Origin of the sequence: Salinarimonas rosea DSM 21201, from assembly GCF_000429045.1 — a bacterium.
Lineage (GTDB): Bacteria > Pseudomonadota > Alphaproteobacteria > Rhizobiales > Beijerinckiaceae > Salinarimonas > Salinarimonas rosea.
In genome coordinates, this window is record NZ_AUBC01000020.1 from 64,336 (window position 1) to 84,625 (window position 20,290).

Here is a 20,290-nt window from a genome sequence, read left to right on the forward strand (position 1 = left end):
GTCAGCCGCCGGATGCGGCGAGGCCCGCCTGCATCTCGTCGAGCGTGTTCATGAGATGCACGGTGTAGGACAGCTTCGCCAGCTCGCAGGCGAGCGCGTAGCGGTCCCAGGTCTGGAAGTCGGCGAGCAGGCGCGTGCGATCCGGCTGGAGGCGCGCGTGCGGCGGCTTGCCCTCGCGCGCGGCGCGGTGGCGGTCGAGCTCGATCAGGAGGTCGACGAGCTCTGCGGCGAGCGCCGGCACCTCCCACGAAGACAGCACCTCGCGAAGCCGCATCTCCTCGGGCTCGACCAGCGCGGGACGCACCTTCGCCGGGTCGTCGAGAACCGGCACGGGGAAGGAGGCGATCGTGTCGATGTCGGGGATGAAGCGGGCGCGGGCGCAGTCGACGGTGATGCGCTTGTAGCGGAAGTCCACGCCGGTCCAGGCCTCGAACTCGGGCAGCCCGCGCGCCTCGCCGAGCCCGAACAGGTCCAGGTCGACGAGGATCGGCGCGTCGAGCACCGTCGTGTGGCCGGTCATGTGGTTGAAGCGGTGGAAGGCGCGGCCCGTCCACTCGTTGTTGCGCATCGTGAAGGAGAGATCGGTCATGTCCCCGCGCTTGACGCGGTTGTCGCGCTTGTACTGGTGCCAGATCGCGCGACGCGGCGCCGACCAGATGTCCCAGCCGTGCGTGAACAGGCGCAGCGCGTAGCTCACCTCCTCCGTCGAGAAGGCGGCGTAGGGATCGTAGGGGATCTCGGCGATCAGGCGGCCGGGGGCGAAGAGGCAGCCCGCGAGCAGGAAGGGCATGCGCACATGGCGCTCGAGCGGGGTCGCGAGCCACAGCCCGGTGAAGCGCAGCGCGCCGCTCGACTCGAAGCCGTCGGTGCGCAGCACGCCCGGGAAGAGGTCGGACAGGGTGTCGCCGGGCGTCAGGTACGGCGGCGGCGCGGAGGCGATGACGCTGTTTTCCGTCGGGCAGCCCTCGAGGTCGCCGATCAGGATCTCGTCCCAGCCCTGCTCGAAGCGCATGTGCGAATCGATCTGGAGGAAGTAGTCCTCGCCGCGCCACAGCGCCTGCGCCAGGAAACGCGCCCAGCACACGCCGAGACCGTCGCGCCAGTCGACGCGGATCTCGCGCACCTGGCCGGCGCGCGCCGGCTCCGGCACGAGGTACGCCGCGTCCTCGACGGCGTCGTGCTGGCGGATCAGCCCGACATGGACGCGGTCCGGACGCGCCGCCTTCTCGAACAGGTCGACGAGCGTCTTCTGGCACTCGGGGTCGCGGAACGAGGCGACGGACACGAAGATGCGGCCGGCCCCCCAGCCCGCGTCGAACGCCTCGGGATCGTCGGGCGCACGCAGCGCCCGCGCCGCCTCGTACTGCGCCTGCAGAGCGGGATCGTCGAGCGGGTGGGCGAGGTCGAGCGACATCGTGCGGTCTCCTTCGTCTCGCCCGGCGTCTCGTCCGGGCGAGCGCGGCCGATCAGCCGAACAGCCGCAGGACCGACTGATCGCGCTGCGAGGCCAGCGCCAGCGCCGTCTGGGCGATCTGGTTGCGGGTGTTGAGCGAGGTGAGCTTGGCGCCCTCCTCGTTCAGGTCCGCGAGCGTCCAGTCGTCCGAGCCGGCGCGCAGCGTGTTGATCATGTTCTCGGTGAATTCCTGGCGCGTCGTGATGATCGCGTTGTTGGCGCCCAGGCGGCTCGCCTCGGACCGCAACGTCGTGATCGCCGTGCGGATCGAGGTCAGCGCGTTGTTGATGGCGACGTTGCCCGCGGTCGAGACCGTGTCGGCGTTCGACCAGGAGCCGACGGCACCGGTCGTGACGCCCAGCGTCGCGGCGTTGAGCACCGTGCCGCTGTTGACCGTGAGCGCCAGCGAGGCGGTCGTGTCGTTCCCGTCGAAGCGCACGTTCAGCGTGCCGCCGTTGAGCAGGTTGACGCCGCCGTAGCCCGAGTTCCGCATCAGGTCGTCGACCTGGCGGATGATCTCGTTGAACTGCGTCTGGAGGGTGTTGCGCACCGCGCCGTCCTGCTCGGCGGCGGCCTGGTTGGCGAGGCCCTGCGCAGTCTCGAAGAGCTTCTTCATGCCCTCGATGCCGGAATTGGCCGCCGCGATGGTGCGCGTCGCCTGCTGCATCGAGTCCTGCAGCCCGGCGAGATCGTTGGAGCGGTCCCGCAATCCCGCGGCCGTGAAGAAGGCGAGCGGGTTGTCGATCGCGGAGTTGACCTTCAATCCCGTCGCCAAACGCTGCTCGGACATGGTCGCCGAGCGCGTCGTCCGCTGGATCGTCAGAAGGGTGTCGCGGATACCCGCGGACAGAGCAACTTGAGACATCGGCGCACCTCGATGACGCACGGAAGGGCTATTTCCATTAAGGTTGACCGAAATGGTAAAGATTCCGTTTCGACGTGAATTCGATTCACCATGTCTCGTCCGTTCCCGCGTCGGCGGCCCTCCCCGCCTCAGCCGCAGAACGCCCGCGCATTCGGGGTCCAGGCGCCCATGCCGCTCGAGACCATGTGGCGAATCACGGCGCAGACGTAGCGCTTCTGCGCCGGCGTGTTGCGCGGGCCGGCGTGGTAGCGCGCGACCGCGAGCGTCCAGGAGCCGTGGCGGGCGCGCAGCTGCTTGAGGAAGAGCGCCGCGTAGGCGACGTTCTTCTCCGGGTCGAGCATGTCGCCGACGGTGTCGAACTCCTGCCCGTGCCAATAATGGTTGATCTGCATGCAGCCGAGGTCGATCAGCTTCACCCCGGCCGCCCGCGAGCGCTCGAACTCGGCGAGCGCCTCCTCGCGGCTCCCCCCGAAGAACGAGCGCCCAGCGATATTCAGCGCGAACGGGTGCAGGTCGCCGCGCCGGCCCGTCTCGGTCAGGCCCACCGCGAACAGGACGGCCAGCGGCACATCGTGCGCGGCGGCGGCGCGGATCATCTCCGCCTCGCAGATGTTCTCCTCGGCCCGCGCGGGGGAGGCGTCAGAGATAGACCCCGCCGTCAGCGTCGCCGCCGCGACGAGGGCCAGGAGCGCTCGGCGCATCATCGTCGGATCTCCTTTCCAGGGTGAAGCTCTCGGGTCCGGGACGGCCGCTCTCCCCGCGGGCGTGGCCGCCGGCGGAGCCGCCGTTGGCGTGAGCGCTCGCCTGGCCGTTGCCCTGCGCGGCCGGGTCGCCCCCGGCATGGGCCTGGGACGCGGCGCGCGGGGCGTCCGCGGTGTGGATGGCGACGATCTCGCCGGCGAGGCCGGTGCGGCGCACGGCGTCGACGATGAGCTTCTCGTCCGCCCGCAGCATCGCGGCCGCCTTGGCGTCGGCGGCGGTGATCTCCATCGCGACGCCGTCGGCGGTGAGCCTGAGCGCGATCGTCACGGTGCCGAGCGAGATCGGCTGGAGCTGGACCGTGAGCACCTTCACGGGCTTGGCCGAGAGGCTCGCCTGGGCGCCGGCGGCGGCGAGGTCGGGATGGAAGGCGAGGTTCGCGCGGCCCGATCCTTCACCGCGGCCCTCGCCGAGGAGCGCGGTGGCGCCCTCGACGACGGCGGCGAGGTTCGCCGTGCCGAGCGCCGGGGGCAGATGCGTCGCCTGCGAGACGACCGTCGCCTTGAGCGCCATGCCGACGCTCGGCTCGGGCTTCGTCGCCAGGGCGAGGTCGGCGCTCTCGGGGAAGAGGGCGCGGGCCCGGGAGACGGGCGCGTCCGCCGCGTCGGGCATGCCGTCGGCGGACGGATCACCGGCGCGGGCGGCGTCGGCCTGCGCCCGCGCGGCGGCGAGCGCGGCACCGCCGCGGGCGGATCCGTCGCCGGGCCCTGCCGGCGCGGCGGACGATGGGCGGCCGGCACCGGCCCCGACCGCGATCGCGGCGAGCACCGCCAGCGGGCTCCCGGGATCGCGCGCCGCATCCGCGCCCGCATCGCCTTCCGGAGGCGGGTCGCCGTCGTGCCCGCCCTGCCCGTCCGGGCCGTCCTCGGGCGGCACGCCCTGCGCCTCCCCCTGCGCCTGGAGCGCGAGCGCGCCGGGGCGGATCGGTAGCGAGGCCTTCCCGGCGAAGAGCGAACGAAGCGCCCCGTCGTCCTGCCTCCGCGCGGGGCCGTCGTCGGCCCCCTCCCGGGCCGCCGCGCCCTCGGCCGCGGGGCGGTCGCCCTCGCGGGCGCGCCCGCCGACGTCGTCGAGCGCCGCCCCGAACAGGGCGCCGAGCCCGGAACCGCCCTTGCCGGCGCCTCCGGCCCCGTCCTGGCCGTCGAGACCGCCCTTGCCGGCGGCCCGCTCGCCGCCGCGCGGCTGCACGAGGGCGGAGAGATCGGCTCGGATCATCGACGTGCCTCCGTCAGCAGGAGATCGACCTCGGCCAGCGCCGACTCGGCGCGGCGCATGGCGGGGGTGGGCTCCGGGGTCGCGGAGCCGGGGGCTTCCGGGGCCGCGACATCCGTCGCGTCCGCGAGCGGGTCGTCCGTCGGCGGATCGTCCGGCGGCAAATCGTCCGCGGGAAGATCGGCTGCGGGCGTCTCGACCGGAGGCTCCTCGGCGTCCGGCGCGTCGACGGCCGTCACCTCCGCGAGGACTTCCGCGAGGACTTCCGGCGGCGCCTCCTCCTCCAGCACCAGCGGCGCGCCGATCCGGATCGCGAGGTCGATCACCGTCTCGAGCAGGGCGACGTCGGCCGGAGGCAGGCGCGCCGGATCGATGTCGGCGAGCGTCTCGGCGGCGAGCGCGAAGCGGTCCGTCGTCACCTGCGAGGCGGCGGCGTAGAAGGTCGCGCGCCATTCCTCGCCGGAATCGCCCGCGGCGAGCCCGTGCGCCAGCGTCGCCGCGCGCCGCGCCACCTCGGGCCGCCCGTGGACGAGGGAGTGGCGGGCGAAGAACAGGTAGAGGTCGCGCCGGCTCTCGCCGTCGAAGCGCTCGAGCATCGCCTCGAGCCTCGAGAAACGCGCCAGATCGCCGTGGAGGTCGAGCGCGGTGAGGAGCGTGGCGAAGCGCTGGCGGAAGTTGCCGGCGTAGATCGAGTGCCGGAAGCGGCGCAGGTATTGGATCGCCAGGAACTCGAGCCGCTCCACATCCCCGCTCTGGCCGGCGACGAAGACCTCCCGGCGCAGCGCCGCCTCCTCGATCAGCGTGCCGGGCGCGAGCAGCCGCGCCACGGCGAGGAGCCGCATCGCCTCCGCGGGGTCCTCGCGCACCGCGAGCGCGGACCGGGCGAGGGCGAGCTGGCCGCCGAGCATGCCGCCGATCGCGAGCGTATCGGCGTCGCGCCAGGCCTCCCGCGCCTCCGCCTCGCGCCCCTGCAGGAACGCGAGCGCGCCCAGCGCGAGCGTGCGCGGCGCGCCGAACTCCGCGCCCGAGGCGAGGATCGCGGCGAGGCTCTGCGGCGGGCCGCCGCCCAGGACGAAGGCGATCGCGGCATGCGCGTTGCGCGCGTCCGCCCAGGCCGACGGCGGCGCGGCCTCGAAGCCGAGGGCGATGTGCCCGATGAGCGCCCGCTGCGCGCGGTGCGCCTCGACGTCGCCCTGCGCCACCCGCTCCTGGAGCGCCTGGAGCGTGCGCACGAGGGCATAGGGCTCGGGCATGCCGCCCGGCGCCGCGGGCGGGACCGCGGGCACCTCGACCGGCGACACGGGCGGGGCGGTCTGCGCCGCCGCCGGAGCGGCGGCGAGCAGGCAGGCGAGGGCGAGCGGGAGCCGGAGGCGGATCACGAGCGCGCCTCCCGCAGCAGGATCTCGATGCGCCGGTTCTCGTCGGCGTAGGGGTCCTCGGCGACCTTGAGCATGCGGTCGGCGTGGCCCTCGACCCGCAGGATGCGCTCCTCGGCGAAGCCGCCGCGCACGAGCATGTAGTAGGCCATGTGCGCGCGGGCCGAGGAGAGCCGCCAATTGTCGTACGTCTCCGAGCGGAAGGGCCGCGCGTCGGTGTGGCCGCGGATGACGAGGACGCCGGCCTCGGCGGCGAGGATCGGCGCGATCTCCTCGACGACGCGCACCAGCTCCGGGCGCGGCTCCGCCGAGCCGATGGCGAACATGCCGAAGTCGGCGTCGTCCGTGAGGGAGACGAGGAGGCCCTCGGGCGTCGCCGAGACCTCGATCGCCGGGACATTCTCCGGCACGGCGGCGCCGGTCGCCTGCGCCATCGCCGCAGCGATGCGCCTGCGCAGGGCCGCGGCGCGGGCGAGCGCGGGATCGGGCGCGGGCTCCTCCGCCGCGAGACCCTCCGCGACGCGGGGCGCGTCCCGCGGCTCCTCGGTCGAGGGCTCCCCGGTGGTGGGCTCCCCGGTGGAGGGCTCCCCGGCGGGCATCTCCGCGGCGGGCATCTCCTCGGACGGCGTCTCGGCCGCCGCGACGGCGCGGATCGGCTCCGCGTCCCGCGCGGCCTCGACCTCGGCCTCGGCGACGGCCTCCGCCGCGGGCGCCTCCTCGATCACGACCGCGGCCGGGACGGCGGCGACGCCGGCCATCGCCCGCGCCTCGCCGTCGAGGGCGAGCGCGCCCTCCACCGGCAGGGCCGCGGCCTCGGTCGGCGCCGGCGCGGCGGGCGCCTGCACGTCCGAGCCGGCCGGGCCGCCGAGGCCGAGCGGCGCGGCGGCGTCCGGCAGGCCCATCGGCCCGCCGGTCCCGTCGCCGTCGGCGCGGCCCACCGCGACCTGCGGGGCGAGCTGCCAGTAGACCGGGTCGAACGGGTCGCGGAAGGCGTCGCCGCCCACGAGCCCCGGCTCGCCCCGCTCGCCGGGCGTCACGTCGATGCCGGCGGCGGGCGTCGCGGGCGCGAACGCCGCCTGGGCCGAGAGCTCGGCGAGGACGGCATAGGGGTCCTGGAACAGCGCCGTCTCCGAATAGCGCCGCTCGAAGGGCTGCTGCGACGAGGGCGCCTCGACGCGCTCGTCGTCCGCCTCGGTGACGGGCGCGTCGGAGCGCTCCTCGAGGTCGACGCCTTCGGAGGCGGCGTCCGGGTCGCGCAGGCCCTTGCGGTCGCTCGTCGCCTCGGCGAGCCGGATCGGGTTGAAATAGCTCGCGACGACCTCGCGGGTATCCTGGTCGGTGGCGTTGATGAGCCACATCACCAGGAAGAACGCCATCATCGCCGTCATGAAGTCGGCATAGGCGATCTTCCAGACGCCGCCCTTCGGCTCGTCCGCCTCGGCGTCCGGGCGGCGGCGGATGATGACGAGCTCGTGGCCCTGGTTCTCCTGCACGGCACGCGCTCCTTCAGGCGGCCTCGGCGGCGACGCGCCGGGCCCATTCCGATAGACGGGTCTCGATCACGACGTCGTCGCCGACCACGACGACGTCGGTCGTCTCGGACGGGGTGAAGCGCACGGCCGACGCGACGTCGCCGAGCCGCGCCAGCAGCGCCTCGCCGAGATCGGCGGGCCCGCTCGCGGCGAGGACGAGCGTCGGCTCGGCGCGCAGCAGCGTCGCGATGCTCGCGGCGAGGGCCGTGAGCGCACGGTCGCGCGCGGCGGCCTCCAGCAGCGGCGCCAGCGCGCGGGAGGCGGCCTCGGCGATCCGCTCCTCGATCGCCGCGAGCCCCTCGCGCACGCCCTCCGCCAGCCGCTCGCCCTCGTCCCGCGCCCAGGCGGTGCGGCAAGCTGCGAGGGCCGCCTCGCCGGCGGCGGCCGCCCGGGCGCGCTCGTGCTCGAGCACCTGCGCCCAATGCGCCTGCGCCTCCTCTCGGGCGGCGGCCGCGGCCTGCGCCGCGGCCTCCGCGATCCGCGCCTCGATCTCCTCGGGGGCCGGGCCCCGAGGGGCGAAGGCGGGGGCGATCTCGGGCCGGGGCGCGGACGGCTCCTCCCGCACGGCCTCGGCCGCGCCGAGACGGGCCGGTGCCGACCGGCGCGGGTCGATCTCGGCGAGGACGTCGATCAGGGAGGCCGGCATGTCAGGCGGTCTCCCCGTGCATCCACTCCTTGAGGATGTTCGCCGCCTGGTCCTCGTTGCGGGTGACGATCTGCTCGAGGCGCTTGATCGTGGCGGCACTGACCGAGGTCGGCAGGGCCGCGATCGCGGCGGTGGCCGCCTCGATCTGCGCGGCATGCGGCTCGCCCCGGCCCGAGGCGTCGGCGATCGCCGGCGTCGACGGCCCGCCCTCCCCGGCCTGGCCGTCGGCGAGCGCGGGGAGCGTCTCCTCGACCTGCGCCTGCTTGGGCCGATCCAGGATCGCGGCGAGCGCGGGGCGCAGGCCGAACCAGACCAGGGTGAGCGCGACGAGCAGGATCGCGAGCGCGTTGACGATGTTGCCGGCCTGGGCCATCAGCACCTCGCGCACGCCGACCTCGGGCGCCGGCTCCATGTCGACGCCACCGTCGAGGAAGCTCACCGCCGACACCTTCACCGTGTCGCCCCGCGCGGCGTCCGCACCGGCGGCGGTGGCGGCGAGCGCCTCGATCTCGGCGATCTCCGCCTCCATCAGCTCCGGCGTCGCGTCGGGTCCGAGCGCGTCGGCGAGCCGTGCGCGGTTGACGAGAACCGCGATCGAGAGCTGCTCGACGGCGAAGCCGTCGGAGGAGACCTGGACCTGGCGCGACGAGATCTCGAAGTTCGTCAGCTCCTCGCGGCGCTGCATCTCCTCGCTCGACTGCTCCCCGCCCTCGGCGGCGACGTCCTCCTCCGGCAGGTTCTGCTCGACGGTGACCGGGGTCTGGCGCGAGAGGTTCGTCGCCGCCTCGTTCTCGCGCACGATGCGGATCGAGCGCTCGACCCGGCTGTCGGGATCGAAGATCGTCTCGCTCGTCACCCTGCGGTCGGTGTTGATGTGCGCCGCGACGCTGACCTGGAAGTTCTCGAGCCCGAGATAGGGCGCGAGCGTGCGCCGCACCGAATCCTCCAGCTCCTGGTTCACCTCGCGGTTGAGCGCGGTGATGCGCCCGGTCGCCGCGCCGGCGGCGTCGTCGCCGGACGCCAGCAAGGTGCCGTCGGAGGTGAGCACGGTGACCCCCGCGACCGTCATGCCCGGGACGGCGGCGGCGACGAGGTGACGGATCGCCTGCGCCTGGCCGGCGATGTCCGCCGTCTCGGCGCGGACCACGACGGAGGCCGAGGGCTGGCGCGCCTCGCGCCGGAAGGAGCCCGGGTCCGACAAGACGATGTGCACGCGCGCGGCGACGATCCCGCGCATCTGCTGGATCGTGCGGGCGATCTCGCCCTCCAGCGCGCGCACGCGCGTCACCTCCTGCATGAACGAGGTGATGCCGAGCGAGCCGAGATTGTCGAACAGCTCGTAGCCGGAATTTGCCGAGAACGGCAGGCCCTTCTCCGCGAGCAGCATGCGTGCCCGCGCCGTCTGGGCATGGCGTACCATCACGGCGTCCCCTGCCGAGGAGACGTCGAAGGCGATGCCGGCGTCGTTGAGCGCCGAGCCGATGCGCGAGACGTCGTCGCGCTCGAGCCCGGCATAGAGCACGGTCATCTCCGGCCTGCCGAGATAGTAGGCTCCGGCGACGACGGAGACGATCACGGCGATGCCGATCGCGGCGAGCGTCAGGAGGCGCTTCGTGCCGAGCTCCAGGAGGTTGCCCCACAGGCGATCGGCGTGCTGGTAAGCGGTCATGTCCGGCCCTGGTGTCCTCGACGGCGCGGCGCACGGCCGCTTCTCGTCGGGAACCCTGGCGGGCGAAGCTTGCCCGAGCCTGACAGCCGGGCGAACCGGCGATCAGCCGTAGCGCAGCTTCAGGGCGAGGATGGTCGAGACCAGCAGGAAGGTGAGCGCGTTCGCGACGATGATCGGCCAGGAGCCGATGGCGAGCCCGTAGACGAGCCACAGGGCGAGCCCGATCGCGAACAGGCCCTGCGTCAGGGCGGAGATGGCGCGGGTCTCGCGGGTGCGGATCGTGCGCACGGCCTGGGGCAGCCAGCAGATCGTGGTCAGCGTCGCCGCGAGCGCGCCGACGATCTCGAACGACGGGAGGAGTGTCATGTGGGTCGTGCCTCGGGGGGCGGCGAAGGCTCCTCCATCGGGCCGTTCGCGCCCGCACGCAAGCGGCGCGGAATGCGCGCCTTCCATGCATCGCACGCGTATCTCGCGGCGCGGGCGGGCCGGCGAACCGCCCTCCCCCTTCGATCGTTGCCGTGGCGACATCCGTTCCACGCGCACCCGAGGGGACCGACCATGGAGATCGCGCTCGAGAAGGTCTGCGACCTGATCGTCCACGCCAGAGCCTTCGACGTGAAGGAGGGCATGACCGACCCGCAATCGGGCTCGAACGAGACCGACGACCGCAATTTCGGCTCGCTCGCCGAGAGCGGCACCGACCGTGGCGAGGAGGAGATGCGGCTCGTCATCGACGGGCTGAACACGGACGAGGCCGCCTCGCTCATCGCGCTCGTCTTCGTCGGGCGCGGCGACATGGAGGCCGCGGAATGGCCCGACGCCTACCGCCTCGCGCACGAGCGCATGGCGAGCGGCGCGCTGACGCCCGCGGACTACCTGATGGGCATCCCCAATCTCGGCGACCTCCTCGACGAGGGCCTGGCGGGGCTCGGAATGAGCTGCACCTGAGGCGGCGCGACCCTCGGCGCTGTTGACACGACGGCGCCCGGCGCCTACCCGCCGGCCTCGTCCCCCGCCCGCATGCGCCCGAGAGCGAGCCCCCGATGTCCGAAGCCAACGCCCCCGCCGCCCGCGCCGCCGCCGAGGCGGTCGCCTTCATCCCGGGCTTCTCGGCCGTTTCGGAGCGCTACGACGTCGCCCTGTGCGACGTGTGGGGCGTCGTCCACAACGGGCTCGCCGCCTATCCCGGTGCCTCCGACGCGCTCACCCGCTTCCGCCGCGCCGGCGGCACCGTGATCCTCGTCTCGAACGCCCCGCGTCCGGGCGTCAAGGTGATGGACCAGCTCGACCGGCTCGGCGTGCCGCGTACCGCCTACGACGACGTCGTCACCTCCGGCGACCTCACCCGGATGCAGGTCGAGACGCGCATCTCCGAGCCGGTCTTCCACATCGGCCCCGAGCGCGACCGCCCGATCTTCGACGGCCTGCCGGTCCGCTTCGCGACGGCCGAGGACGCCGCCTACGTGATCTGCTCGGGCCTGTGGGACGACCGCGCCGAGACGCCCGACGACTATCGACCCCTGTTCGCCCGTCTCCAGGCCCGCGACCTGCCGATGATCTGCGCCAACCCGGACATCGTCGTCGACGTGGGTGGGCAGCTGATCTACTGCGCGGGCGCGCTCGCGGCGCTCTACGAGGAGATGGGCGGCGAGGCGACCTACATGGGCAAGCCGCACCGGCCGGTCTACGAGGAGGCGCTCGGGCGCGCCGCGCGCATCCGCGGGGCAAAGATCCCCACCGCCCGCGTGATCGCCATCGGCGACGCGATCCGCACCGACATCGCGGGCGCCCGCGGCATCGGCGCCGACGCGCTCTTCATCGCCAAGGGCATCCACGCCGAGGAGCTGCGCCTCGACGGCAGCGGCCTCGATCCTGCGGTCGCCGGGCCGTGGTTCGAGGGCCAGGCGCACCGGCCGACCGCGGCGATGGAGCTGCTCGCCTGGTGACTTCCCTCTGAAGACGGGTTGTGACGCGGGGCTGGCGGCTCCGTCTCTCCGCGCCGGCAGCGCAGGCCCTGCGCGCCTTCCCGCCCGCGCGCATCGGCTTCGCGCGGGGAGTGTTCCCGTAGGCGACGTTCTCGCACAGCGCGCCAGCGGGGTGCACGAGGGACGTGCGGCCGGCGGCGCAGGGGCACGTCCCGGCACGCCAGGGTTGGTCGTGATTGCTTTCTCACGCCGATGCTTATTCTGGTTGCCACCTGAAGCACCCTCATCCTAGCTTCGATCGCCGATTGCGCACGCCGGCACGACGTGCGCAGGGCGAGGCCGTCCTCGCCCGGCAGGAACGGGGGAGCGGCATGAGCGACGGGTGCTGGGTACAATTCTGGGACGACAAGGGCTGCATGGGCGCGACACTGCGGTTCGACGCGCAGGAAGGGACGCTCTACGTCGCCGACCTGGACGACTACACGCAGTCGGACGGCGACAAGGAAGGCGACGAGCCGGATTCGCTGATGACGGGCACGCGCGCCTGGCTCGTCGTCTACAAGGACGACGGGTTCGAGGGCAAGCAGGCCATGTTCGGCCCCAACACGAAGGTCGACGACCTCGATCTCTACGGCATGGGCGGGAACATCAGCAGCTTCCGGCTCTACGACACGCGGCCGACCGGGTTCGTCGAGGCGACGCCCGGCGATCCCATCGCGGCGGAGACGAGCACGGGCGTCGTCGACTCGCAGACCGTGAACAACATCTTCCGCACCGTCACCGCCGCCGCCTTCGCGCTGATCCCGCGGATCGGCGGCGCCATCAGCGGGCTCGTCCGCGGCCTGTGGCCCGACGTCGACCAGAAGGATCAGGTCTGGGGCTCGTTCCAGAACTACCTGAACCAGTTGATCGCAGGCGTCTACTGGCAGATCACCTACGAATCGCTCAACGATATCCTGGAGACGCTCTACAAGGCCGCCAGCGATTTCGCGGAGACGCCAGACTGGGAGCCGATCAAGAAGGACAATTTCAAGAACCTCTACGAGCTGGTGAACAATTACGAATCCTTCTTCGTCGATGTCGACGCGCCGGAGAAGCGGTTCTACTTCCTGGTGCCCTTCGCGACCCTGCGCCTGGCGACGCTGCGCGAGAACCTGCAGCACTACGCGTACTACTATGGCAGCGAGCCTTCGCAGGCCGAGATCGACATCCTGACGACCGAGCTGCGCGACTCCATCGCGCTCTACCAGAACCTGCTGAGCGAGGGACGCGACCGTATCCTGCAGCGCCGCGACCAGATGATCTACGTGGACGACGAGACCGTCATCGATTCCTACAACGGCAAACGGATGCCGATGTCGATGCCGGACGATCTCGATTCACGGCGGTACTACGCCGAGAAAGTCCTCAACGCGCTCGCCCTGAAGCTCGACGAGCACATCGCCGTCAGCCAGCTCTGGCCGCATTTCGACCCGGCGGTGACGGGGCCGGTCGAGCCGCCGATCCTCGACTACGTCGACGGGCCGACGGGCTATTTCTGGTACGGCGTGGCGAATTTCAGCGAGATGGCGTCGGACGGGCGGATCACCGCGGTCACCCTGTGGACGATCGACGGCGGGAACAACCCCGCCGAGCAGAACGGCCTGGAACTCTCCGTCGACGGGGACGGCCTCGGCCGTGTCGGCGGCGAGGGCGGGACGGCGTCGACCCTCGCGCTCGCCGCCGGGGAGACCGTCGTCGCGGTCGAGGGCACGACCGACCTGCGCTACCTGCGCTTCCTCTCCAGCACCGGCGCGGATGCGGCGGCCGGCGACCCCGGCCGGGAGGGAAGCCGGTTTCGCTTCGACCCGCTCCCGGGCACGATCGACTGCCGCGTGGTCGGCGTCACCGGCTCCGCCGGCTACGCGCCGGACGAGCCGTCGTCGTTCGCGTCCGTGCGGGCGATCTCCGTGCACTGGCGCTGCGCGCTGCCGATCACCGCGCCGAGTGTCGAGCTTCTCGAGTAACGATCGACCGAGTGACGATCGAAGGCGAGCCTGGGCCCGTGACGGCATGCCTGCCGTGCGACGTGCTCGCGCGCACTGCACGGCAACGGTGACGGCCGGGGTCACGCCTCCGTCCGCCCGAGCCACATCGTCGCCTCGTCCGCCAGCGCCTGCGGCGCCCCGATCCGGGCGAAGCCGCAGGCGGACCAAAAGGCGAGCGCGCCCGCGTTGCGCGGGTGGACACCGACATGCACGGGCCGTTCGGCCACGCTGACGGGCCCGCCCTCCGCCGCGGCGAGCCGCTCCAGCCATGCGGCGAGGAGGCGCCGGCCGACGCCGCGGCCCCGGGCGCGGGGGAGCAGGTTCAGGTGCAGGTGCGCCGGATGGCCGGCGACCACGGCGTCGGGCACGATCCGCGGCGCGTGGAAGCGGGCGACACGGCGCTGATCCGCGTCCCAGCACGCGGGATCGCCTCCGGAATGCGGATGGGCCTCACGCAGGGCGGGCCACCAGTCGCGCTCGAGCCGCGCCTCGAAGGCGCGCGTCTCCGCCGTCCCCACGGCGAATCCCACCACGCCCGCGTCGTCTTCGGCGACGAGGGCCAGCCCCGGCTCCAGCGCCAGGTACGGCGCGGAATAGATCAGCCCGACGAGCCGCCCGTCGCAATGCAGAGGCGCCGCGTCCCCACCGGCGTCCCCGGTGGCCAGCGAGATCGCGAGCAGCGCCTCGCGGTCAGCGGGACGAGCCGGGCGGATCCGCATCGACGTCGTCCTGCGAGCGCAGATCGTCCGCGCGCGTTCGGACAGCCGCCTCCACGCGCGTCCGCCACGCCTCCGGCGCCTCTCCGGGCCGCGGCTCGACTACGTCGTCGTCGAAGACAACGTCGAACACCGCCTCGCCCAGAGCCGGATCGGAACCGCTCCAGAACGCGTCCCCGAGCTCCGGGCCGCTCCAGCCCTGCGGGCTGGAACGGCGCTCAGCCCTTCGGCTCTGCGCCGCCGGCTTTGCCGGCGAGATACGCTTGGTAGATCTCATGAAGTCGCCTCCCTCCCCGCCAAGCCGTGATGAGGCGCGTCGCATCACCGCGCTTCGTGTGGACGACAACGTAGAGCTCGCCTGCGGACATTCCGACCGAGACGTACCGCTCCTCGCCGTAGTGACGCCGCGTATCGGTGCGGGTCAGTGGGTCGCAGTTCAATATGCGCGCGGCGACGAGAATGTCCACGCCACGCTCGCGCAGGAGCCTCGCCCGCTTTGCCTCGTCGTACTCAAAACGCATCCGGCGCGCCTTGGATCGATGGGAGCTCGAGCCGAAGCGAAGCCCGATCCTCAGGATGCATCGAAGCAACTCAGTTGTGCAACAGAAAGTATTTAACAACCCTTACCCGCACCGCCCCACCACCCTCGCACAAGCTTCCCCACCTACACCTCTCACCACGACGCGCACGCATCAGGGGAGGCACCGGCCTTGGCTGTCATCATCGGCATCGTCATCACGATGGCCTCGCTGCTCGGCGGCTTCGCCGCCATGGGCGGGCACATCCCGGTCATCTGGCAGCCGTGGGAGTTCGTCATCATCGGGGGCACCGCGGTGGGCACGTTCATCATCGCGAACTCGCTGAAGACCGTGCGCGACACCGGCCGCGCCACCGTCGAGGCCATGCGCGGCCAGGTCCCGAAGTCGCGCGACTACCTCGACCTGCTGGGCCTCCTCTACGTGCTCACCCGCGAGATCCGCGCCAAGGGCCGCAACGAGGTCGAGCCGCACATCGACGCGCCGCAGGAGAGCGAGATCTTCCAGCGTTTCGCGCGCGTGCTCGCCAGGCCCGAGCTGACCGGCTTCGTGTGCGACTACGTGCGCCTGATGATCATCGGCAACGCGCGGCCCCACGAGATCGAGTCCTTGATGGACGAGGAGATCCAGACGCAGCGGCGCGAGAAGCTCAAGCCCTACTTCGCGCTGATGACGGTGGCCGAGGCGCTGCCGGCGCTCGGCATCGTCGCCGCGGTGCTCGGCGTCATCAAGGCGATGGGCGCGCTCGACCAGTCGCCGCAGCTGCTCGGATCGCTGATCGGGGCGGCGCTGGTGGGCACCTTCGCCGGGATCTTCATGAGCTACGGCCTCGTCGGCCCCCTCGCGCTCAAGATCAAGCACACGCGGGAGCACCAGATGCGGCTCTACCTCATCACCAAGCAGACGCTGCTCGCCTTCATGAACGGCGCGCTGCCGCAGATCGCCGTCGAGCACGGCCGCAAGGCCATCGCCGCCTCCGACCGGCCCAGCATCGACGAGGTCGAGAGCGAGACGATCTCGCAGTCGGCCCGCGGCGCGCCCGCCAACGACCGCGCCGCCATGCAGGGAGCCGCGTGAGATGAACGTCGAGAGCTTCCAGACCGCGGCCGCCGCCGGCGGCGTCTCCGACCGCCTGCTCGACGCCGCCGGGATCACCATCGACCGGCTGCCGATGCTGCACGTGATCTTCGATCGCGTGGCCACCTACTGCGCCGACGGCCTGCGCCACATGTCGGCCTCGCCCTCCTACTTCTCGGTGTCGAACATCGAGAGCGGGCGCATCGGCGACATCCTCGAGGACTACGAGTCGAACGCGGTGGCGGCGATGTACCACGCCGTCGACTGGGACACGCGCATCCTGGTGGGCTTCGACCGCGACTTCGTCTTCACGATGATCGAGGTCCTGTTCGGCTCGGACGGCTCTGAGCCGCCGGTGGACGACGAGCGCGGCTTCTCCAACATCGAGATGAAGGTCGCCCAGGCGCTGTTCGAGGAGGCCGGGAAGGCCGTGCAGGCCGCCTTCGCGCCGATCTCGCGCACGCAGCTCAAGCTCGAGCGCACCGAGACGCGCATGGACTTCGCCATCATCGGGCGGCGCAACAACCTCGCGGTCGTGGCCAAGCTCCTGATCCAGGCGCTGGGGCGCGGGGGCGAGATGTTCGTCATCATCCCGCAATCGGCGCTCTCGCCGATGCGCCAGAGCCTCGCCCACGTCGTCTCCGGCGACGTCGCCACCGCCGACCCGCGCTGGTCCAAGCAGATGCAGTCGGAGGTCTCCCGCACCGCCGTCTCGCTCGAGGCCGTGCTCGAGGAGCGCACGGTCGACCTCGGCGAGGTCGCGGCCTTCCAGGTCGGGCAGGTGATCGAGCTGCAGGCGACGCCGCGCTCGAAGGTGCGGCTCGACTGCAACGGGCAGGCGCTGTTCCGCTGCCGCCTCGGCCAGTCGCAGGGCGTCTACGTGCTCGAGGTCGAGGACGTGATCGACGAGGACCAGGAGTTCATCGATGACCTCGCTTCCGATTGAGACGCTCACGCTGCTCGATCTCGTGCTCGTCGCTGCGCTGCTGGCGACGGTCGCCTACGCGATCGGCCTGCGCCGCGAGTTCCGGCGCTTCCGCGGCTACAACGCCGACTACGCGGCGATCCTCGCCCAGACGGGACGCGCCGTGGAGGGCGTCGAGCGCGCCGTCGAGAGCGTCCAGACCGAAGGCGCGTCCGTCCTCGCGGCGCTGGGCGAGCGCATCGAGGAGGCGCGCGGCGTGATGGAGCGGCTCGAGGCCGCCCGCGACGCCGCGCCGGCTCCCGCGCCCGCCCGCGAGCCGATCGGCCCCCCGGGCGACGAGCCCGCCGAGACGCCCCCGCCCTACCGGCCGCGCCCGGACCAGAAGCCCAAGCCCTTCGCCTGGCCCACGGTCGTCGTGAGGCGCCTGCCCGACGGCGCCTGAGCCACGCCTGCCCTCGAGCCCCCCGATTTCGCGAGAGAAACCCGCCATGCCCGTGAAGAAGACCACCGCCAAGCCCGCCGATTTCGCTGCCGATCTCGCCGCCGACGCGCCCGAGACGGAGGCGCACGAGACGATCGACCTCGGCAAGGGGACGATCGACAGGGGCCGCGCCGCAGGGGCCGCCGCCGACACGATCGGCCAGGCGCGCGCCCACGGCAACCTCGACGCGATCATGCGCATCCCCGTCTCGCTCCAGGTCGTGCTCGGCTCGGCGACGATGCCGGTCGCCAACCTGATGAAGCTCGGCCGCGGCGCGGTGGTGCCCCTCGACCATCGCGTGGGCGAGCCCGTCGACGTCGTGGTGAACGGCCGCGTCGTCGCCCGCGGCGAGGTGGTCGTGGTCGAGGACGACAATTCCCGCTTCGGCGTGTCGCTGACCGAGATCGTCGGCACGCCGACGCCGGGCGCCTGAGGGGGACGACGACGATGGCGATCCCCGCGACGATGACCGGCGGCCTCCCCGGCCCGCGCGTGCTGCAGGGTCCCGAGAAGGTCGCGGCACTCCTGCTCGCCCTCGGCAAGGACGTCGCGGGGCGCCTCCTCGCCCGCTTCGATCCCGAGGAGCTCAAGAAGATCTCCCGCGCCGCCGCCGATCTCGGGCCGATCTCCGCGCCCGAGCTCGAGAGCCTCGTCGAGGAGTTCGCCGCCGACATCACCAACGGCACGAGCCTCTACGGCACGGCGCACGAGGTGGAGCGGCTCCTCACCGGCGTGCTGCCGCCCGACCAGGTCTCCGAGATCATGTCGGACGTGCTCGGCAACGCCAACCGCTCGATCTGGGAGCGCATCTCCGGCGTCTCGGAATCGATCCTCGCCGCCTACCTGCTGAAGGAGCACCCGCAGACGGCGGCGATGATCCTCTCCAAGGTCAAGCCCAGCTGCGCCGCCAAGGTGATGGGCCTGCTGCCGCACGACATGCGCAACTGCCTCATGCGCCGGATGCTGTCCTTCAAGCCCGTGGTCGAGGACACGATGCGGATCGTCGAGAAGACGCTGCACGAGGACTTCATGCTCAACTTCGCCCGCAACATGGGCACCGACACCCACGCGCGCATGGCCGACATCATCAACAAGATGGAGCGCGAGCAGATGGAGGACGTGCTCACCTCCCTCGCCGACACGCGGCCGAAGACGGCGGAGGTGCTCAAGGGGCTGCTCTTCACCTTCGAGGACGTGATCAAGCTCACGCCGCGCGCGCGCATGGCGATCCTCGACCAGATCGCGACGGACCGGATCGTCACGGCGCTCAAGGGCACCGACACCTCCTTCCGCGACGCGATCCTCTCCTCGCTCGGCTCGCGGGCGCGGCGCATGGTCGAGCACGAGCTCGTCTCGGGCGAGCCGGTGCCGCAGCGCGACGTCATCGAGGCGCGCCGCGCCATCACCGACCTCGCGCTCGAGATGGCCGGGCGCGGCGAGATCGAGCTCAACGCCGACCAGGAGGACCGCGCCTTCTACTCGTGACGGAACGGCTCGCGGGCGGAGGGGGCGATGGCCGACGACGAGGACAAGAGCTCCAAGACCGAGGAGCCGAGCGAGAAGAAGATCCGGAACGCGCTCGACAAGGGCAACGTCCCGGTCTCGAAGGAGGCGACGACCTTCGCGGCCGTGCTCGCGGCGCTCACGATCGGCCACTTCGTCATCGCCAGCGACGCGCGGGAGCTCGTCGAGTTCCTGGCACGCATGATCGACGATCCGGGAGGGCTCGCGCTCCATGACGGCACGGACGCCACCAAGCTCATGCACGTGGTCGCCCTCGGCGCGGGCGCCTTCCTCATGCCGATCGTCGCGACCCTGTTCGTCTTCGGCCTCTCCGCGAGCGTCCTGCAGAACGCGCCGCGCTTCGCCAAGGACCGCATCCAGCCGAAGCTGTCGCGCCTGTCCCCCGCCAAGGGCTTCGAGCGCATCTTCGGCGCCCAGGGCTGGATGGAGCTCGCCAAGGCCGTCTTCAAGTTCCTCGTCGTCGCCGCCGTCCTCGCGCTGCTCGCGCGCGCCGACGCCTGGCGCGTGGTGAGCGCCATGTACGCGGACCCGACCCAGATCCCCGAGATCATCCTGTCCCTGACGATCCGCCTGCTCGCCGCCGTGTGCGTGGCGATCGTCCTCCTCGTCGTCGCCGACATCGCCTTCTCGCGCCTCAAGTGGCGCAAGGACCTGCGGATGTCCAAGCGCGAGCTCAAGGACGAGCACAAGCAGGCGGAGGGCGACCCGCTGGTGAAGGCGCGCATGCGCTCGCTCGCCCGCGATCGCGCCCGCCGGCGCATGATCGCCGACGTGCCGCGCGCCACCATCGTCATCGCCAACCCGACCCACTTCGCCATCGCGCTGCGCTACGTGCGCGAGGAGGGCGGCGCGCCGGTGGTGGTCGCCAAGGGCCAGGACCTCGTCGCGCTCAAGATCAGGGAGATCGCCGAGAGCCGGGGCATTCCCGTGATCGAGGACAAGCCCCTGGCAAGGTCCATGTACGACGCTGTGGAGGTGGACCGGCCGATCCCGGCGGAGTTCTACCGCGTCGTTGCAGAACTCCTGTACTTCTTCTACTATCGCAAAAGCGAGAGAGCGAGCTGAGAAAGCGTTAACTCTATGAGTGGCAAGCGGCCGAGGTTGAAGGAACGCGAGAAGATCCTCGCCGACGCCATCCAGGGCGTCGCGGCCGAGCTGCGCCTCGTCGACCTCGCGGTGCTCGCCCGCTACGTCCATGCCGAGCAGCACGGCAACATCGACGACCTCGTCGCCTCCTCGACCGAGCTGTTCTTCAAGCCGGGCACCCTGCGCTACGGGCTGCGCGCCGACGTCGACCTGCGCTGGGGCGGCACGCCGGCGGTCTCGCTCGACCTCGAGTTCGCGCACCAGGACGTGACGGTGTTCTTCAACCTCGTGCTGGGCTCGCTCAACGCGGGCGTCGACATCCAGGCGGTGACCTTCGACGGGCCGCCGCGCTCGCCGCAGGACAACACCCGCCGCCTCGCGGAAGCGCTCGCCGACGCGCGCATCGCCCCCTGGGCCGCGGGCGCCGCCAACCAGGGCGAGGGCGACGGCGACCGCGCGTGACCCGCCGGGCCGTGCGAGGGCA

22 protein-coding genes are annotated in these 20,290 nt (G+C 72.1%); 10 read left to right on the forward strand and 12 right to left on the reverse strand.

Annotated elements, in window-relative coordinates; translation table 11 throughout:
* Position 1: 1 nt before the first annotated feature.
* The 9 genes from G407_RS0116250 to G407_RS0116290 all read right to left on the reverse strand — a co-directional run bounded on the left by G407_RS0116250 (position 2) and on the right by G407_RS0116290 (position 9,875).
* Positions 2 to 1,414: a GlcNAc-transferase family protein gene (locus G407_RS0116250; protein WP_029031674.1), complete on the reverse strand. Its 1,413-nt coding sequence runs from the start codon at positions 1,412 to 1,414 to the stop codon at positions 2 to 4.
* Positions 1,415 to 1,466: 52 nt separating this feature from the next.
* Positions 1,467 to 2,318: a flagellin N-terminal helical domain-containing protein gene (locus G407_RS0116255; protein ID WP_043540003.1), complete on the reverse strand. Its 852-nt coding sequence runs from the start codon at positions 2,316 to 2,318 to the stop codon at positions 1,467 to 1,469.
* Between the two features lie 128 nt (positions 2,319 to 2,446).
* Entirely contained in the window at positions 2,447 to 3,022 is a 576-nt protein-coding gene (locus G407_RS0116260) for a transglycosylase SLT domain-containing protein (RefSeq protein ID WP_169728796.1), read from the reverse strand.
* The gene (locus G407_RS0116265; protein ID WP_029031677.1) at positions 2,958 to 4,289 is read right to left on the reverse strand and encodes a flagellar hook-length control protein FliK; all 1,332 of its coding nucleotides are present in this window, start codon (positions 4,287 to 4,289) and stop codon (positions 2,958 to 2,960) included. Before G407_RS0116265 ends, G407_RS0116260 begins: the two co-directional genes overlap by 65 nt.
* On the reverse strand, positions 4,286 to 5,665 hold the full coding sequence (locus G407_RS31815; RefSeq protein WP_052341460.1) for a hypothetical protein: 1,380 nt from the start codon (positions 5,663 to 5,665) through the stop codon (positions 4,286 to 4,288). Before G407_RS31815 ends, G407_RS0116265 begins: the two co-directional genes overlap by 4 nt.
* Positions 5,662 to 7,155 (reverse strand): MotB family protein, encoded by a 1,494-nt coding sequence (locus G407_RS0116275; protein WP_029031678.1) that lies wholly within the window; start codon positions 7,153 to 7,155, stop codon positions 5,662 to 5,664. Before G407_RS0116275 ends, G407_RS31815 begins: the two co-directional genes overlap by 4 nt.
* A gap of 13 nt (positions 7,156 to 7,168) precedes the next feature.
* Positions 7,169 to 7,840: a hypothetical protein gene (locus G407_RS0116280; protein WP_029031679.1), complete on the reverse strand. Its 672-nt coding sequence runs from the start codon at positions 7,838 to 7,840 to the stop codon at positions 7,169 to 7,171.
* 1 nt (position 7,841) lies between these two features.
* Positions 7,842 to 9,509 carry a flagellar basal-body MS-ring/collar protein FliF gene (gene fliF, locus G407_RS0116285; protein WP_029031680.1) on the reverse strand — a complete coding sequence of 556 codons (1,668 nt, stop codon included), beginning with the start codon at positions 9,507 to 9,509 and terminating at the stop codon, positions 7,842 to 7,844.
* Between the two features lie 102 nt (positions 9,510 to 9,611).
* On the reverse strand, positions 9,612 to 9,875 hold the full coding sequence (locus tag G407_RS0116290; protein ID WP_029031681.1) for a SemiSWEET transporter: 264 nt from the start codon (positions 9,873 to 9,875) through the stop codon (positions 9,612 to 9,614).
* Positions 9,876 to 10,067: 192 nt separating this feature from the next.
* On the opposite strand from G407_RS0116290, the gene G407_RS0116295 reads away from it, so the two are divergent.
* The 3 genes from G407_RS0116295 (at position 10,068) to G407_RS0116305 (ending at position 13,440) form a co-directional block, all read left to right on the forward strand.
* Positions 10,068 to 10,457, forward strand: a complete 390-nt coding sequence (locus tag G407_RS0116295) for a DUF3775 domain-containing protein (RefSeq protein ID WP_029031682.1) — start codon at positions 10,068 to 10,070, stop codon at positions 10,455 to 10,457.
* 95 nt (positions 10,458 to 10,552) lie between these two features.
* Positions 10,553 to 11,455, forward strand: coding sequence for a TIGR01459 family HAD-type hydrolase (locus G407_RS0116300; RefSeq protein ID WP_029031683.1), 903 nt, complete (start codon positions 10,553 to 10,555; stop codon positions 11,453 to 11,455).
* Positions 11,456 to 11,805: 350 nt separating this feature from the next.
* On the forward strand, positions 11,806 to 13,440 hold the full coding sequence (locus G407_RS0116305; protein WP_156917611.1) for an insecticidal delta-endotoxin Cry8Ea1 family protein: 1,635 nt from the start codon (positions 11,806 to 11,808) through the stop codon (positions 13,438 to 13,440).
* Positions 13,441 to 13,541: 101 nt separating this feature from the next.
* Here the strand turns inward: G407_RS0116305 and G407_RS0116310 are convergent, their stop codons facing one another.
* Genes G407_RS0116310 through G407_RS0116320 form a run of 3 tightly spaced genes read right to left on the reverse strand, consistent with a single transcriptional unit; the run spans position 13,542 to position 14,698 of the window.
* Positions 13,542 to 14,180: a GNAT family N-acetyltransferase gene (locus tag G407_RS0116310; RefSeq protein ID WP_043540006.1), complete on the reverse strand. Its 639-nt coding sequence runs from the start codon at positions 14,178 to 14,180 to the stop codon at positions 13,542 to 13,544.
* A complete protein-coding gene (locus G407_RS31820) occupies positions 14,152 to 14,454 on the reverse strand; it encodes a hypothetical protein (RefSeq protein ID WP_156917612.1) in 303 nt (100 codons plus the stop codon). Before G407_RS31820 ends, G407_RS0116310 begins: the two co-directional genes overlap by 29 nt.
* Positions 14,396 to 14,698 (reverse strand): BrnT family toxin, encoded by a 303-nt coding sequence (locus tag G407_RS0116320; RefSeq protein ID WP_029031686.1) that lies wholly within the window; start codon positions 14,696 to 14,698, stop codon positions 14,396 to 14,398. The genes G407_RS31820 and G407_RS0116320 overlap by 59 nt, the downstream gene beginning before the upstream one ends.
* A 189-nt stretch (positions 14,699 to 14,887) precedes the next feature.
* Here G407_RS0116320 and motA point away from each other — a divergent pair, with 189 nt between their 5' ends.
* From motA to G407_RS28155, 7 genes are read left to right on the forward strand one after another with little or no spacing between them, the layout of a single operon-like run.
* Positions 14,888 to 15,790 (forward strand): flagellar motor stator protein MotA, encoded by a 903-nt coding sequence (gene motA / locus G407_RS0116325; protein ID WP_029031687.1) that lies wholly within the window; start codon positions 14,888 to 14,890, stop codon positions 15,788 to 15,790.
* Position 15,791: 1 nt separating this feature from the next.
* Complete coding sequence (locus G407_RS0116330) at positions 15,792 to 16,736, forward strand: flagellar motor switch protein FliM (protein ID WP_029031688.1); 945 nt, start codon at positions 15,792 to 15,794, stop codon at positions 16,734 to 16,736.
* Positions 16,717 to 17,157: a hypothetical protein gene (locus G407_RS0116335; protein ID WP_029031689.1), complete on the forward strand. Its 441-nt coding sequence runs from the start codon at positions 16,717 to 16,719 to the stop codon at positions 17,155 to 17,157. The genes G407_RS0116330 and G407_RS0116335 overlap by 20 nt, the downstream gene beginning before the upstream one ends.
* Positions 17,158 to 17,203: 46 nt before the next feature.
* A complete protein-coding gene (fliN, locus tag G407_RS32595) occupies positions 17,204 to 17,629 on the forward strand; it encodes a flagellar motor switch protein FliN (RefSeq protein ID WP_245259105.1) in 426 nt (141 codons plus the stop codon).
* Positions 17,630 to 17,643: 14 nt separating this feature from the next.
* A complete protein-coding gene (locus G407_RS0116345; RefSeq protein ID WP_043540009.1) occupies positions 17,644 to 18,681 on the forward strand; it encodes a flagellar motor switch protein FliG in 1,038 nt (345 codons plus the stop codon).
* 27 nt (positions 18,682 to 18,708) lie between these two features.
* Positions 18,709 to 19,785: a flagellar biosynthesis protein FlhB gene (gene flhB, locus G407_RS0116350; RefSeq protein ID WP_029031691.1), complete on the forward strand. Its 1,077-nt coding sequence runs from the start codon at positions 18,709 to 18,711 to the stop codon at positions 19,783 to 19,785.
* 36 nt (positions 19,786 to 19,821) lie between these two features.
* Entirely contained in the window at positions 19,822 to 20,268 is a 447-nt protein-coding gene (locus tag G407_RS28155) for a hypothetical protein (RefSeq protein ID WP_245259106.1), read from the forward strand.
* The last annotated feature ends 22 nt before the right edge of the window (positions 20,269 to 20,290 follow it).

Excerpts from the sequence above, each read along its gene's own strand:
- G407_RS0116250 (WP_029031674.1), bottom strand. The coding sequence starts at position 1,414 with ATGTCGCTCGACCTCGCCCACCCGCTCGACGATCCCGCTCTGCAGGCG.
- G407_RS0116255 (WP_043540003.1), bottom strand. The coding sequence starts at position 2,318 with ATGTCTCAAGTTGCTCTGTCCGCGGGTATCCGCGACACCCTTCTGACG.
- G407_RS0116260 (WP_169728796.1), bottom strand. The coding sequence starts at position 3,022 with ATGATGCGCCGAGCGCTCCTGGCCCTCGTCGCGGCGGCGACGCTGACG.
- G407_RS0116265 (WP_029031677.1), bottom strand. The coding sequence starts at position 4,289 with ATGATCCGAGCCGATCTCTCCGCCCTCGTGCAGCCGCGCGGCGGCGAG.
- G407_RS0116280 (WP_029031679.1), bottom strand. The coding sequence starts at position 7,840 with ATGCCGGCCTCCCTGATCGACGTCCTCGCCGAGATCGACCCGCGCCGG.
- fliF (WP_029031680.1), bottom strand. The coding sequence starts at position 9,509 with ATGACCGCTTACCAGCACGCCGATCGCCTGTGGGGCAACCTCCTGGAG.
- G407_RS0116290 (WP_029031681.1), bottom strand. The coding sequence starts at position 9,875 with ATGACACTCCTCCCGTCGTTCGAGATCGTCGGCGCGCTCGCGGCGACG.
- G407_RS0116295 (WP_029031682.1), top strand. The coding sequence starts at position 10,068 with ATGGAGATCGCGCTCGAGAAGGTCTGCGACCTGATCGTCCACGCCAGA.
- G407_RS0116300 (WP_029031683.1), top strand. The coding sequence starts at position 10,553 with ATGTCCGAAGCCAACGCCCCCGCCGCCCGCGCCGCCGCCGAGGCGGTC.
- G407_RS0116305 (WP_156917611.1), top strand. The coding sequence starts at position 11,806 with ATGAGCGACGGGTGCTGGGTACAATTCTGGGACGACAAGGGCTGCATG.
- G407_RS0116310 (WP_043540006.1), bottom strand. The coding sequence starts at position 14,180 with ATGCGGATCCGCCCGGCTCGTCCCGCTGACCGCGAGGCGCTGCTCGCG.
- G407_RS31820 (WP_156917612.1), bottom strand. The coding sequence starts at position 14,454 with ATGAGATCTACCAAGCGTATCTCGCCGGCAAAGCCGGCGGCGCAGAGC.
- G407_RS0116320 (WP_029031686.1), bottom strand. The coding sequence starts at position 14,698 with ATGCGTTTTGAGTACGACGAGGCAAAGCGGGCGAGGCTCCTGCGCGAG.
- G407_RS0116330 (WP_029031688.1), top strand. The coding sequence starts at position 15,792 with ATGAACGTCGAGAGCTTCCAGACCGCGGCCGCCGCCGGCGGCGTCTCC.
- G407_RS0116335 (WP_029031689.1), top strand. The coding sequence starts at position 16,717 with ATGACCTCGCTTCCGATTGAGACGCTCACGCTGCTCGATCTCGTGCTC.
- fliN (WP_245259105.1), top strand. The coding sequence starts at position 17,204 with ATGCCCGTGAAGAAGACCACCGCCAAGCCCGCCGATTTCGCTGCCGAT.
- G407_RS0116345 (WP_043540009.1), top strand. The coding sequence starts at position 17,644 with ATGGCGATCCCCGCGACGATGACCGGCGGCCTCCCCGGCCCGCGCGTG.
- flhB (WP_029031691.1), top strand. The coding sequence starts at position 18,709 with ATGGCCGACGACGAGGACAAGAGCTCCAAGACCGAGGAGCCGAGCGAG.